The sequence below is a fragment of the Kineosphaera limosa NBRC 100340 genome, from assembly GCF_000298215.1.
Taxonomy (GTDB): Bacteria; Actinomycetota; Actinomycetes; order Actinomycetales; family Dermatophilaceae; genus Kineosphaera; species Kineosphaera limosa.
The window spans coordinates 11,589-23,928 of record NZ_BAHD01000021.1; the positions used below are offsets into that span (position 1 = coordinate 11,589).

Below are 12,340 nucleotides of genomic sequence, written 5' to 3' on the forward strand. Positions count from 1 at the left end.
TCATGGCAGCCGAGCCGGCCCGGAGGCGGAGGCGGCGACTACGCGGATCGGTCGGCGCATCCGATCGGTGATCGGCGCGCATCCGTGCTCAGCGCCGGGGTTGCCCGCGCCAATCCACCGCAGCGGCGCCGTGCGCCAGCGCATTCGCGCGCCGTCGCGGGTGATCGTCAAGGTCAGCGAGTGCGGGGACTCGACGTAGATCACACTCACGGTCACGGAGTCGGCGTCGGCGACGGCCGCGGTCGCCACCGCCGGGCGCAGCGAGGGCGGGTGCGGCAGCTCGCCGCGCACCCACTCCCCCACGCCGACGCGGGTGCTGTGGTCGGCCCCGTCGGCGCGCCACGTCATCAGCAGCACCCCGCCGCCGCGCGTCAGTCGTACCGAGTGCACGTGCCGCAGCTGCTCCGGGGTGCCCACGGGATGCGCGGTGTCGAGCAGCCCCGCTCCCGGGGTGAACCCGCCGGCGGGCGGCGGCAACCGCAACCCGGTCAACTCCACCGCTGCCCCGTCGGCCACGGTTGCCCCGTCGGCGGCCGCGGAGGCGTCGTGGGGGCGGTCGGCGAGGACGGGGATGAGGTGGCGCCAGACCAGGTCGATCTCGTCCTGCATGCGGGTGGTTTGGGCGGTGAGCACCACGACCGCCTCCTGCTGCGGCAGCACGAGGCAGAACTGCCCGAAGGCGCCGTCGCCGCGGTAGCCGTGGCGGCTGGCCCACAGCTGGTAGCCGTAGCCGCGCTCCCAATCCGCGGCCCCGTCCATCCCGACCCCGATCTCCCCCGCGGTTGCGATGCGCACGCCGCTCGCCGCGGCGACGTACTCGGCGGGCAGCAGCTGCCGCCCACCCCAGCGGCCCTCGCAGCGCCACAGTTCGCCCAGCGCGGCGATCGCCTCGGTGCCCAGATGGGCTCCGGAGTACCCCATCTCCAGCCCAGCACCCGTGGGTCCGGGCACGCCGCCCATCAGGGTCCAGTCGATGTGCTCGATGCCCAGGGGTTCCAGCAGGCGCGGACGCAGCCAGTCGACGAGCCGCTGCCCCGTGACGCGGGCGAGCGCCGCGGCGAGCGTCAGTGTGCAGCCCTGGTTGTACGTGAAAAGCGTGCCGGGCGAGTGCTCGGCGGGCAGTTCGAGAAAGGCCCGCAGCGGATCGCGGCCCGCGTCGGCGGCGCGCGCCATGACCTCGATCGCATCGACGGCGTGGCCCGAGGCCATCGTCAGGAGATCGCGCACGCGGGCGGTGCGCGCCCAGGCCGCGGCGCGCGTCGGCATGAGGTCGCCCAGCACCTCGCTCAGCGGGGCGTCGACGTCGAGCAGGCCTTCGCCGACGGCGATGCCGACGCCGGTCGTCGTCAACGCCTTGGAGAGGGAGTAGACCAGGGCGATGCCGTCCGGCCGGTAGGGCTCCCACCAGCCCTGCGCCACGACATGGCCGCGCCGCACGACCATGAGGCTGTGTAGTTCGAGGCGGGTCGCCGCGGCGGCATCGACGAGGGCGGCGAGGCCGGCAGCGAAGCGGTCGGCCTCCAGACCGGCGGCCGCGGGGCTCGTACGGGGCAGCATGCTCGGCATCATCGCCGAGAGCGCCCCCGCCGGTCGACCCACGCCGGACAGCAGCCGGGCCGCAGCCGGGCCGCAGCCGGGCCGTGGCCGGCCCGTGGCCGGTGACGAACGGCCCGGGAACGGTAGCCGAAGACGCGGTGAACGAGGGCGCGATCGCCTGAGCCGGCGCCGCCTCGCCGCACTCCTCCTTGAAGGATGGACAGCATGGATACCCCCTCGACCGAACGGATGCAGCGTCGGCTGGGCCTGCGCGATGCGATCGTGCTCGGCCTCGGCTCGATGGTCGGCGCGGGGGTGTTCGCCGCCTTCGGCCCGGCCGCGGCGGCCGCCGGGTCGGGTGCGGGCTTGCTCGCGGCCCTGTCCATCGCAGCGCTCGTCGCCTGGTGCAATGCGACGAGTTCGGCGCAACTGGCGGCGCAGTACCCCGACTCCGGCGGCGCCTACGTGTACGGCCGGGAGCGCCTGGGCGAGCGCTGGGGATTCGCGGCCGGATGGTGCTTCATCGTCGGTAAGACGGCCTCGTGCGCGGCGATGGCCACGACGGCGGCCGTGTACGCGCTCGGGGAGGGGAGCCCGTGGCTGCGGGTGGTCTCGGCGATCGCGCTGCTCGGGCTCACCTGGGTGCTGCTGCGCGGCATCACCAAGACCGCGCAGCTGACCCGGGTGCTGCTGGCGGTGACCCTGACGATCCTGCTCGGCGGGTTGGCGGCGGTGCTGGTCGCCTCGCCGCTGGCGACCGACCCCCTGGGCGCTGGTGTGGACCCGGCAGGCGGCTTGGTCGGCGGACCGGTCTACGGGGTGTTGCAGGCGGCGGGGCTGCTGTTCTTCGCATTCGCCGGGTACGCGCGGTTGGCGACGCTCGGAGAGGAGGTGCGCGACCCGGCTCGGGTCATCCCGGCGGCCATCACGCGGGCGTTGGCACTGGTCGTGTTGCTGTACGCGGTGTTGGCCGTCGGGCTGCTGGTCGCGGTCGGGCCGACGGCGCTGGCGACCTCCGCGCTGCCGCTGGCAGATGCTGCGACCGCGCATGGGCTGGGCCCGGTGGCGGTGCTCGTGCGGGTCGGCGCCGTCGTGGCGTGCCTGGGGGCCCTGCTCGGGCTGCTCGCCGGGGTCTCGCGGACGATGCTGGCGATGGCCCGCCGCCACGATCTGCCGTCGCGACTGTCGCGGCTCGACCCGCGGCACGACGTGCCCGCGACGGCCCAGCTCGCGGTGGCCGTGGCGGCCATAGCCCTCACGCTCGTCGCGGACCTGCGGCACGCCATCGGGTTCTCCTCGGTCGGGGTGCTGCTCTACTACGCGGTCGCCAACGCCGCCGCGTGGACCCAGGACGACGCGCACCGTCGTTGGCCGCGCCTCGTGCAGGCGATCGGGCTGATCGCCTGCGTCGTGCTCGTGGCGACCCTGCCGGCGGCCTCGGTCGTCGCCGGCCTGGCCGTCATCGCCGCGGGGCTCGGTGTTCGCGCCCTGCTGCGTCACCGCTGACCGGCGCCCTGCCTCGACCGGGATCAGCGGCGGTCGAGTTCGGCGACGAGGCGGGCGGGGGCGGTCTGCCGGTAGGAGTCGTCGAGCAGCTCGGCGACCTCCGACCAGTCGGTGTCGTCGGTCAGGTCGACACCGATCCAGCCCGAGGCCCCCAGGTAGGCGGGGACATAGCAGCGATCGTCCTGCGTCAGGGCCTCGCGCTCGCTGGGTTCGGGCTTCACGACGACGCAGTGCGGGTGCTGCACGTACTCGCCGTCGACCTTGACGGATCCGCCGTAGTAGGCGAAGACCTTGGTCGTGAAGAACGCGGGCCGCCCGTGGCTGACCTTCTCGCCGGCTCCGGGCAGCGCCAGGGCGAGCCGCCGCACCCGCTCCAGCACGGGGTCGGCATCGTCGAACATCACGGGGTGCGCCATCGGCCCAGCGTAGGGCTGCGCACCCGCACGCGAGCCTGGGTGACACAGTGGAACCATGCCGTACCCCGACATCCGCTTCTGCCGTCTGTGCGGCACCGCGACGCAGCAGCAGATCCCCCCGATGGAGGATCGGCTACGCGCGGTGTGCCCGGCCTGCGGCTACGTCGACTACATCAACCCGGTCAACGTCGTGGGCACCGTCCCGATCTGGGCGCACGAGGACGGTGAGCCGCGAATCCTGTTGTGCCTGCGCAATATCGAGCCGCGCAAGGGCTACTGGACGCTGCCGGCGGGGTTCTTGGAGTACGGCGAGACGACGGCCGACGGCGCCGCCCGCGAGACCTTGGAGGAGGCGGGGGCGCGCGTCGAGATCGGCGACCTGTTCGCGGCGTTCGATGTCGTCCACGCCGGCCAGCTTCACCTGTTCTACCGGGCGCGGCTGCTCGATCTCGACCTGGCGCCGGGCCCGGAGACCGTCGAGAACCAGCTCGTGACGATCGACGAGATTCCGTGGGACGAGCTGGCTTTCCGCACCGTGCGCGCCGCCTTGGCGGCGTGGGTCGCGGACTACCGCCGCGGCTCCTTCGGCCTGCACACAGGCGACATCACCCGTTGGGACGACGGGCCTGCGCCAGCAGACCGGCGCGACCCTCGACGGCCTTGAAGAGGTTGCTCAGCTCCTTTGGGCGGCGCTCGTTCGGCGTGCACTGGGCATCGTCGAACTCGGCGAAGGTGCTCAGCGAAACCTGCGTGCGCACGCCGATCATGTTGAAGTTCGCGACGATCTGGCGCCAGTGCTCGACGGCCCGCACTCCGCACTCGGCACCGTAGGAGACGAATCCGACGGACTTGTTCGACCACTCGTTGCCGAGGGAGTCGAACGCGTTCTTGAAGGCGCCGGGCACGCTGTGGTTGTACTCGGGGGTCACAAAGACGAAGCCGTCACAGGAGTCGATCGCATCGCTCCACGCCTGCACCTGCGGCGAGTCGTACTGCTTCTTCGCGGCTCCGGGAACGACCGGCGAGGTCAGCAGCGGCACGTCGAAGTCCGCCAACACCAGGAGGACGTACTCCGCGTCGCGGCCCTGCGCCTGCTGCGCCACCCACTTGGCCACGGAGGCGCCGCTGCGGCCTTCGCGGATCGAACCTTCGATGATGCCGATCTTCACTACTCGTCAACTCCTCAGATGGTGACACGTCACTCGACACCGCGGAGTCTACCCGGAGTCAGTCGCCAGCGGGCCGTTACCGAATTGTGACCATATTCGTCCAAGACGGGCGTCCAACATGCAAGATTTTCCGAAAGTCGATGCGCCTCAGCTCACTTCCGGAGCCCTGCGCCCGAACCCGAAGGCGACATCGCAGCACCCACTGCGCGCCTCCCGCGGCCATGTCGCCACCGCGACCAGACCCTCGGATGCTTGCCGGCAAGAGTCCAGGCCGGCCCCGGACGGCCGGCCCAACAACCGGCCGACGGGTCACCCGCCTCCGGTTCGAAGTCAGCGGCCGGCCGCCGGACGCCCGGCCGGCCGCCCCTGCGTCACCGCCGCCGGGCCGCCACCGGCGCGAGGGCCCCAAGCCCTTTCGCCGACAGCGCCCACCCGACCCGCCCCCGCAACGACCCGGGAGCACCGGGCACCGACAACCTGCGACCGCGCCGCATCCGGACCTGACAACGCCCCGGTCTCGACGTCCTTTCTATTAGTGGGATTGCTTGAACCACTAAGAAATTCGTCAGACCGGGGCGATTCTTTTGTCAGGCGCTCTCCGTCATGGCACCCGACGGCTTACGGCGCGCCGCGGGGCGCCCCCGCGGCAGCGACTCCGGCTCCGCCACGTAGTGACGGAACGTGTCGCTCGGCCGGAATCGTGGAACGACTACCGGGGGGATCGGCACGTCCGCATTGGTTCGCGGATTGCGGCCGCGGCGCGCCGAACGGTTCGCCCGCTCGAACACCCCGAAGCCGTGGACACGAACATCCTTGCCGTCGGCCACCCAGCGGATGATCAGGTCCGTGACCGTCTCCACCGCCAACTCCGCCTGCCGCTTACTGCCCAGGCGTAGTGCCAGCTCATCCACAAGATCCGTCTTGTTCACAGCACACCTCCGATCACGTTGCGCCACAAAGTAGGTCATCTGAACAGCGCTCGCTTGCCGATGTGGGTCGAGTGTCCAACTTCTGGCTGTGGACAGGCTGCCAACAGATGGCCCGGATCGGGTGGCCGGGTCAGAGGGGCGGGATCACAGGCCGGCGCACTGGCCTTCCTTGTTGCCGTCGACGCGGTTTCCGGAGCCGCTGGGCGCCGGGGTGTTGCCCGTGCACTTGATGTTGCCGTCGACGGTGTTGCCTGTGATGGTGAGCGCGCCGGTGTTGTTCGTCGCCTCCAGATTGCCGTCGAGGCGCACCCCGTCGATCGTGGCCTCGCCGCCATTGGTCAGCTGGATGTTGCCGTCGACCTCGCCGCCATAGAGCGTCAGCGAGCCGTACCACTGCGCCTCGATGTTGCCGTCGATGCGCGCGTTCGTCGCCATGAGGTGGGCGCCCGAGCCGATCTTGATGTTGCCGTCGATGCGGGTGCCCTCGAGCGTGCACTGCGCGCCGTCGGGCACGACGACGTCCTTGTCGACCTGCGCGGCGCCGACCGTCATCGTGCAGTTGCCGCCGGTGAACGTGCCGCCGGTCGGTGCGGCCGGGCTCTTCGTCGGACTCGCGGCCGGGCTCTGCGCAGGCGACTGCGCCGCCGTCTGCTCGGGAGACTGCTGCGGGCTCATGGTGACGGCGGGGCTGGGCGACTCCGCCGGCGCATCGTTCCCGCCGCCACATCCGGCGACGGCGGCGGCCAGGGCGAGCGCGGAGAGCAGGACAACTGGACGTCTCATGACGCGCAAACTACGACATCCACGGCACCGCCCGTAACCACCTGTGGTGTCGGCACAGCGCTCGCGGCGGCTAATCGGCGCCCCGCACGCGACCGCGTCGAGACCAGCTCGTAACTGTTGAACCGCAGGTCGCGCCGCCGCCGCGGACGATAAGAGCGACATCACAGATCGGTTACTCGCCTTGTCGGCAACGCCGCAGGGGGCGATGCTGGCGGTTCACTGGGAACAGCACGCAAGACGTAGGCACGGAAGGCAGCAATAGGCAGCAGCACGGCAAGCACTAACAGGCAGCTTGGTGAAGGAGGCGGTCATGAACGAAGAATCCCCCCGTCACGACGTCGAGATCGCGCCGCTGGAGTCCGGCGGCACGCTCTGCGGCTTTCTGTTGCTCGGGCGATGGCCGACCAACACGGTCGAGTGGGCCAAGTTTCTGGTGCTGGCGGTGCGCATGGCGGCGGTCCCCGGGCTGCTGCCGGCGAGCACTGTCTACGCCGTGCACGACGACATGACCGAGAAGCCGCACCCGCAGGCCGTCGGCATCATCACGGTCGCCGGTCACGTCGTCGGCAAGGACGCCCTGCGACCGGGCTCCCTGGCCGAGCCGCGGCCGCACGGCGTGGTCGTGCTGCACCCGCCGTCGCACACGATCCCCTCCGATCCGGAGTTCGCCACCGCCTCCGGCTGCGTCTTCCTGCCCGGCCTACCGCACCTGGGGCTCGACCACCGGGCGGCATGGGCGCAGGCGGCCGTCGACGGAACGGTGACCCAACTCGTCAGCCGCGGCCGCGTCGACCCCCTCGGCGACGTCGACACCGCCGCCCTCTCGGCCTTCCTCGCCGCCTGACCAACCCTTCGTTTCAGGGGACGGCGCGCAGGAAGGTCTCGAGCAAGGGGCCGGCGGTGCTGGAGCCGCTGACGCCGTCCTCCACGAAGACGGCGACGGCCAAGTCGCCCTGCACCGCGATCATCCAGGCGTGGGTGCGCGGCGGGGTCTGGGTGCCGTACTCGGCCGTCCCGGTCTTGGCCAGCACCGGCTCACCCGGCACGTCCGCCAGGAACGCCGCGGTACCGCCGTCGACCACGCCCCGCATCATTTGCTGCAACGCCTGTGCGTGCGGCACGGGAGGCCAGGCCGGCGGGCCCGTCGCGGCGTCGACCTGGGAGGTTGCGTCGGCCCCGGCCGTAGGGGCGCCCGAGGGCTGCTCCGGCTCGGCAGCGTCCGGCGTCTGCTCCGGGAGCACAAGCTGCGGCGCCACGGTGTGCCCGCCGCCGATGGACGCGGCGACTGTGGCCATACCCAGCGGAGAGGCCAGCACCAGGCCTTGGCCGATCAGTCCGGCCCCGTGCTGCGTCTCGTTGCCGTCGGTCGGCACCTGCCCCAGGTAGGCAGGCGCGCCGATCCTCGGTTCGGCCAGCAGGCCGAGGGCGCCGGCCGCGTCATGCAGAGCCTGCGGCGTCGCCAGGTCGCGCGCGTTGATGAGGGCCGTGTTGCACGACTGCGCGATGGCCGTGCGTAGGGGGATGTCGCCCAGGGCGGCGGCGGGGTAATCGCTGTAGTTGCGGAACGGCCAGCCGCCCGCACTCGTCGTCGCCGTGCACTGCACCACAGAATCGGGAGTCAGGCCCGCCGACAGCAGCGCCTCCGCGGTCACCACCTTGAACGTCGACCCCGGCGCGTACCGACCCAACGTCGCCGTCGAATAGCCCTGGGAGCCGGGGCCGCTCGCTACAGCGAGCAGATGTCCGTCGCTGGGCCGGACCGCCACGATCGCCGACGGTGGACCCACGGCGGCCAAGGTCTGCTCGGCGGCGCGCTGCACCGCGGCGTCCAGGCTCACGCGCACGTCGTTGCCCGCGACCGGCTCCACGCTGGTCAACTCATGCCTCTCGGTGCTGCCCGGGGAGATGTCGACGCGGTGCACGACATAGCCGGGAGTCCCGGCCAGGGTGGCCTCCTGGGCGGCCTGCACCCCGCTGAGGCCGACCGGGTCGCCGACCTCGACGCGCCCTCCGGAGGCATCGGCCTGCTCCTGCCCGGCGGCGCCGACGATGCCCAGCACCGGTCGGGCCAACGACTCCTGGGGATCGAACGCGGTGCCCTGGGTGCCGACGAGACTGCCGCGCTCGGGCAGCATCCGCTTGGTCTCCAACCGTTCCTCCGGTCGCAGACCCGGGGCCAGCACCGCCGGGTCCCACGCCAGGTGCCAGCCCTGCTCGCCCCAGCGCAGCGTCGCATTCGTCGTGTAGACCCACGGCTCGGCATCGGGCTGGATGCGCCAGGAGTGTCGCAGATCGACCTGCGCGCCGTCGCCGCCGTCGCTCAGGTCCACTCCCGCGACGCTCACCTCGTGCGGGAGGCCGGCCAGGTTGCCGAGCACCGCGGCCAGATCGGCTGGCGGGTCGGCCACTCCGGCACGGGCGCCGGGCGGCACCGATCCGGCGGCCAGGGCCGTCGCGACCTGCTCCCCGGCACCGACAGCCTGCGCCACCCGTTCGGCGAATCTGCCTGAGACCCACCAGCCCCCAGCAGCGATCGCCACGGCGAGCGCGATCGCCAGAACCCCCGCAAGCCACGTCCTCACGAGCCCAATCCTCGCCCAAGCCGTCGACTCGCGACGGCCCGTTCCACGGTGCGAGGCGCCCGCGGCTCCCCTAGCCTGTGTCGATGAGCCGGTTGCTGATAGTGCACCACTCGCCGACCGCGTCGATGCGGGCGCTCACCGAGCGGGTCGAGGCGGGGGCTCGCGACGACCTCATCGAGGGAGTGGAGGTCGTGTTGCGGCCGGCGTTGGCGGCCGACGCCGACGACGTACTCGCCGCCGACGCCATCGTGCTGGGCACCCCGGCCAACTTCGGCTACATGTCCGGAGCGCTCAAACACTTCTTCGACTCCACGTTTCTGCGGATCGGTGGGGCTCTGGCCGACGACGGCTCGGCCGGTGGGTCGTCGGGGGACGCCCCCGGGGGCTCTGTCGCCGCTGACTCCGGCGGGGGTCGGCAGCAGATGCCGTTCGGCCTGTACGTGCACGGCCGCTACGACACCACCGGGGCGGTGCGCTCAGTGCAGGCCATCACGGCGGCACTGCCCTGGCGACAGGGCTTCGACGTCTTGGAGGTGCTCGGTGACCTCACCGGCGAACACCGGGAAGCCGCCTACGAGTTGGGCGGGACCCTGGCCGCCCTCGTCTCTGCCTGAACCGTCCGGACACTCCGCAAACAGTTCTTTGCAATGACCGTTGGGCGACTGTGAGCGTTTAACCGCCGCAGAATCGGTCTAGGGCCTGGCCCTGTGGGCTTTTGCGCGAGAGAGTAGACGAGCATGCCTGTCGCAACAAGCCGACGGGGAAGGGACCCTCTCATGGCAGAAGTAGTGCTGTTCCATCACGCGCATGGGCTGACGGAGGGTGTCCACAGGTTCGCCGACACGCTGCGCCAGGCCGGGCACACCGTGCACACGCCCGATCTGTACGACGGCCGAGTGTTCGACGACTTGGCCGAGGGTGTGGAGTACGCCCAGAGCCTGGGCATGGCCACGATCGTCGAGCGCGGCGCTGCGGCCGTCGAGTCGCTCGGCCCGCAACTGGTGTTCGCTGGCTTCTCGCTCGGCGTCGTCCCGGCGCAGCACCTGGCGCAGAACCACAAGAGCGCGACGGCCGCGCTGCTGCTGCACTCCTGCCTCCCGATCGACGCATTCGGCGGTGCCTGGCCGGGCAGCGTGCCGGTCCAGGTGCATGCGATGGAGGAGGACCCCTGGTTCATCGACGCCGACCTGCAGGCGGCCCGCACGCTGGTGGCCGACTCGACCGATGCCAAGCTGTTTCTCTACCCCGGCGCCCGGCACCTGTTCGCCGACGACAGCCTGCCGGACTACGACGAGGCCACCGCCGGGCAGGTCATGCGGCATGCGGTCGGCCTGCTGAACGCCGTGGACGCCCGCCAGCGCAAGCCCTGAGCCCGACCGGACCCGACCACCCGGGCCCTTCTCACCGCTGCGCCCATCGCACTACGATCCCGACTCGTGAGCGATGACCACGGCGGCAGTTCGACACGCCGCCAGACCGACACCCAGGGCCCGCTGACGACCACCGCGCCACCAGACAAGGGCAGCGAGAGCCTCCTGACCGTACTCGTCGCCCTTGCGGCCAACGCCCTCATCGCCGGGGCGAAGACCGTCGCGGCGGTCATCACCGGCTCCGCGTCGATGGTGGCGGAGGCGGCGCACTCCTGGGCGGACACCGGCAACGAGGTCTTCTTGCTCATCGCCGAGCGGCGCAGCGAACAACCCAGCGACGCCGCGCATCCGTTCGGCTACGGTCGCGCGGCCTATGTGTGGGCGATGGTGGCCGCGTTCGGACTGTTCACCGCGGGCTCGATCCTGTCGATCAGTCACGGCATCGGGCAGCTGGGCGCACCGGAGGAGGAAACGAACTACCTGCTGGCATACATCGTGCTGGCCATCGCCTTCGTGCTCGAGGGCATCTCCTTCAGCCAGGCCGTGCGCCAGACCCGCACTCAGGCGCGACGCTTCGGGTTGCGGCCGATGCGGTTCGTGCTGACGACCTCGCAGACCACGCTGCGGTCGGTCTTCTTCGAGGACGCCGCCGCGCTGCTGGGCATCCTCCTGGCCGCCGGCGGCATCCTGGCCCACGAGATCACCGGCGACCCGATCTACGACGCGATCGGCTCGATCCTCGTCGGGGTGCTGCTGGGTGTCGTCGCGATCCTGCTCATCGTGCGCAACGGGCAGTTTCTCATCGGGCAGGCGGCACGCCCGTCGCTGCGCGCCGAAGCGCTGCGGGCCCTGCTGGAGCACCCCGAGGTCGATCGCGTGACCTTCCTGCACCTGGAGTGGGTCGGACCCTCCAAGCTGTTCATGGTCGCCGCCGTCGACCTCTCCGACGACGACCGGGAGTCGGTGCTGGCGGCAAGGCTCGAAGCCTTGGAGGCGCAGATCAACAGGTACGACCTCATCGAGAAGTGCATCCTGACCCTGTCGGGGCCGCACCAGGAGAACATCACCGCTTAGCACCCTTCCGGCGCCTCCCCGGGCCTGCGTGCACCGAAAAGATAGTGTTCGCTTTTGCACGGCTGACGGTGCAAAAACGAACACTATCTTTTCGCCGGGACCGCAAGCGCCAAGATGAGCTCGTCGAGCTGCGCCGCGGCGGCGCGGATGCGCTCCCGGCTCCAGACCGCGTCGGGATCGGGCTCGAGGTAGGCGAAGAACACGGTGACCAGGTGCAACGCCGGCAGCGACCAGTGCGCCTCTTTGGTCGAACCGAACGGCGCCAGCCGGATCGTTCCGCCGCCACCTCGCCCTTTCGGCGCCGCGGCCGTCGCGTTGACGATGAGCCCGGTCATCATGGCGCCCGCCGCACCGGCCATGACGCGGAAGCCCTCGGGCTCGGCCAGCGGGGGCACGAGCCGGTAGCCGAGCAGCGCCGGCAGCCGGGCGTAGACGGCGGCGCGATGGTCCAGAAAGCTCGCCTCGGTCTGCGCGAGCGCGGCCTGCACGTCGTCGCGCAGCGTCCCGGCTGGCAAGCCGCGACAGGTGGCGGTGATCGCCAGGTAGGTCTGCCAGTGCGGCGAGGCGTGGATGCGCTCGAAGTCGGCCTGGGCGCTCACCCGCAGCGCCTCGACGACGAGGTCGCGTCGCCCCTGCGGGGTGCTCAGGGCTTCGCCGCTGACGCGCAGCAGGTCGGCGAGTTGACCGAGTTCGCGGGGGGATTCGGCGACCAGGCGGGTACCGCGGACCGCACTGACGAGCACCTCACGCAGAAAGTCCGCCTTGTTCGGCCACTGCCGGTAGGCGGTCGCCCGGCTGACGCCCGACTCCGCGATGACCTTCTCCAGGCTCAGGTGCTCCAGGCTCACGCTCATCCCCTCGCGCAGGATCCGAGCGACCGCGACGTCGACCAGCCGTTGCCGGGGCGTGCTCGCCGTCGCAGTGGTGGACCGTTGACGTGAGGTCGACATGAGACGTAGTGTCTCAGGTGAGACA

The 12,340-nt window shown here is 71.3% G+C and carries 13 protein-coding genes; 6 read left to right on the top strand and 7 right to left on the bottom strand.

Annotation, left to right across the window (positions count from 1 at the left end):
• Positions 1-1,557, bottom strand: coding sequence for a serine hydrolase domain-containing protein (locus tag KILIM_RS07255; RefSeq protein ID WP_006592003.1), 1,557 nt, complete (start codon positions 1,555-1,557; stop codon positions 1-3).
• A 204-nt stretch (positions 1,558-1,761) separates the two neighbouring features.
• Between KILIM_RS07255 and KILIM_RS07260 the strand changes: the two genes are divergently transcribed.
• The gene (locus tag KILIM_RS07260; RefSeq protein WP_006592004.1) at positions 1,762-3,042 is read left to right on the top strand and encodes an APC family permease; all 1,281 of its coding nucleotides are present in this window, start codon (positions 1,762-1,764) and stop codon (positions 3,040-3,042) included.
• 23 nt (positions 3,043-3,065) lie between these two features.
• On the opposite strand, the gene KILIM_RS07265 is transcribed toward KILIM_RS07260, so the two are convergent.
• Positions 3,066-3,458: an MmcQ/YjbR family DNA-binding protein gene (locus KILIM_RS07265; RefSeq protein WP_040562565.1), complete on the bottom strand. Its 393-nt coding sequence runs from the start codon at positions 3,456-3,458 to the stop codon at positions 3,066-3,068.
• A 55-nt stretch (positions 3,459-3,513) separates the two neighbouring features.
• Between KILIM_RS07265 and KILIM_RS07270 the strand changes: the two genes are divergently transcribed.
• Positions 3,514-4,122 carry an NUDIX hydrolase gene (locus tag KILIM_RS07270; RefSeq protein WP_006592006.1) on the top strand — a complete coding sequence of 203 codons (609 nt, stop codon included), beginning with the start codon at positions 3,514-3,516 and terminating at the stop codon, positions 4,120-4,122.
• Here KILIM_RS07270 and KILIM_RS07275 read toward each other — a convergent pair.
• The 3 genes from KILIM_RS07275 to KILIM_RS07285 all read right to left on the bottom strand — a co-directional run bounded on the left by KILIM_RS07275 (position 4,064) and on the right by KILIM_RS07285 (position 6,339).
• A complete protein-coding gene (locus KILIM_RS07275) occupies positions 4,064-4,627 on the bottom strand; it encodes an NADPH-dependent FMN reductase (RefSeq protein ID WP_006592007.1) in 564 nt (187 codons plus the stop codon). The two genes, KILIM_RS07270 and KILIM_RS07275, sit on opposite strands and share 59 nt — an antisense overlap.
• 587 nt (positions 4,628-5,214) lie before the next feature.
• Entirely contained in the window at positions 5,215-5,556 is a 342-nt protein-coding gene (locus KILIM_RS07280; RefSeq protein WP_006592008.1) for an HU family DNA-binding protein, read from the bottom strand.
• 144 nt (positions 5,557-5,700) lie between these two features.
• Positions 5,701-6,339, bottom strand: coding sequence for a bactofilin family protein (locus KILIM_RS07285; RefSeq protein WP_006592009.1), 639 nt, complete (start codon positions 6,337-6,339; stop codon positions 5,701-5,703).
• 310 nt (positions 6,340-6,649) lie between these two features.
• Here KILIM_RS07285 and KILIM_RS07290 point away from each other — a divergent pair, with 310 nt between their 5' ends.
• Entirely contained in the window at positions 6,650-7,183 is a 534-nt protein-coding gene (locus KILIM_RS07290; protein WP_006592010.1) for a hypothetical protein, read from the top strand.
• Positions 7,184-7,196: 13 nt separating this feature from the next.
• On the opposite strand, the gene KILIM_RS07295 is transcribed toward KILIM_RS07290, so the two are convergent.
• On the bottom strand, positions 7,197-8,921 hold the full coding sequence (locus KILIM_RS07295) for a penicillin-binding transpeptidase domain-containing protein (protein WP_006592011.1): 1,725 nt from the start codon (positions 8,919-8,921) through the stop codon (positions 7,197-7,199).
• Positions 8,922-9,004: 83 nt separating this feature from the next.
• Here KILIM_RS07295 and KILIM_RS07305 point away from each other — a divergent pair, with 83 nt between their 5' ends.
• The 3 genes from KILIM_RS07305 to KILIM_RS07315 all read left to right on the top strand — a co-directional run bounded on the left by KILIM_RS07305 (position 9,005) and on the right by KILIM_RS07315 (position 11,365).
• On the top strand, positions 9,005-9,535 hold the full coding sequence (locus KILIM_RS07305) for an NAD(P)H-dependent oxidoreductase (protein ID WP_040562586.1): 531 nt from the start codon (positions 9,005-9,007) through the stop codon (positions 9,533-9,535).
• A 162-nt stretch (positions 9,536-9,697) separates the two neighbouring features.
• Positions 9,698-10,291: a dienelactone hydrolase family protein gene (locus tag KILIM_RS07310; protein WP_006592013.1), complete on the top strand. Its 594-nt coding sequence runs from the start codon at positions 9,698-9,700 to the stop codon at positions 10,289-10,291.
• A gap of 66 nt (positions 10,292-10,357) precedes the next feature.
• Entirely contained in the window at positions 10,358-11,365 is a 1,008-nt protein-coding gene (locus KILIM_RS07315) for a cation diffusion facilitator family transporter (RefSeq protein ID WP_006592014.1), read from the top strand.
• Between the two features lie 83 nt (positions 11,366-11,448).
• On the opposite strand, the gene KILIM_RS07320 is transcribed toward KILIM_RS07315, so the two are convergent.
• Complete coding sequence (locus tag KILIM_RS07320) at positions 11,449-12,315, bottom strand: TetR/AcrR family transcriptional regulator (RefSeq protein ID WP_051988686.1); 867 nt, start codon at positions 12,313-12,315, stop codon at positions 11,449-11,451.
• Positions 12,316-12,340 lie beyond the last annotated feature (25 nt).

Excerpts from the sequence above, each read along its gene's own strand:
- KILIM_RS07255 (WP_006592003.1), bottom strand. The coding sequence starts at position 1,557 with ATGCTGCCCCGTACGAGCCCCGCGGCCGCCGGTCTGGAGGCCGACCGC.
- KILIM_RS07260 (WP_006592004.1), top strand. The coding sequence starts at position 1,762 with ATGGATACCCCCTCGACCGAACGGATGCAGCGTCGGCTGGGCCTGCGC.
- KILIM_RS07265 (WP_040562565.1), bottom strand. The coding sequence starts at position 3,458 with ATGGCGCACCCCGTGATGTTCGACGATGCCGACCCCGTGCTGGAGCGG.
- KILIM_RS07270 (WP_006592006.1), top strand. The coding sequence starts at position 3,514 with ATGCCGTACCCCGACATCCGCTTCTGCCGTCTGTGCGGCACCGCGACG.
- KILIM_RS07285 (WP_006592009.1), bottom strand. The coding sequence starts at position 6,339 with ATGAGACGTCCAGTTGTCCTGCTCTCCGCGCTCGCCCTGGCCGCCGCC.
- KILIM_RS07290 (WP_006592010.1), top strand. The coding sequence starts at position 6,650 with ATGAACGAAGAATCCCCCCGTCACGACGTCGAGATCGCGCCGCTGGAG.
- KILIM_RS07305 (WP_040562586.1), top strand. The coding sequence starts at position 9,005 with ATGAGCCGGTTGCTGATAGTGCACCACTCGCCGACCGCGTCGATGCGG.
- KILIM_RS07310 (WP_006592013.1), top strand. The coding sequence starts at position 9,698 with ATGGCAGAAGTAGTGCTGTTCCATCACGCGCATGGGCTGACGGAGGGT.
- KILIM_RS07320 (WP_051988686.1), bottom strand. The coding sequence starts at position 12,315 with ATGTCGACCTCACGTCAACGGTCCACCACTGCGACGGCGAGCACGCCC.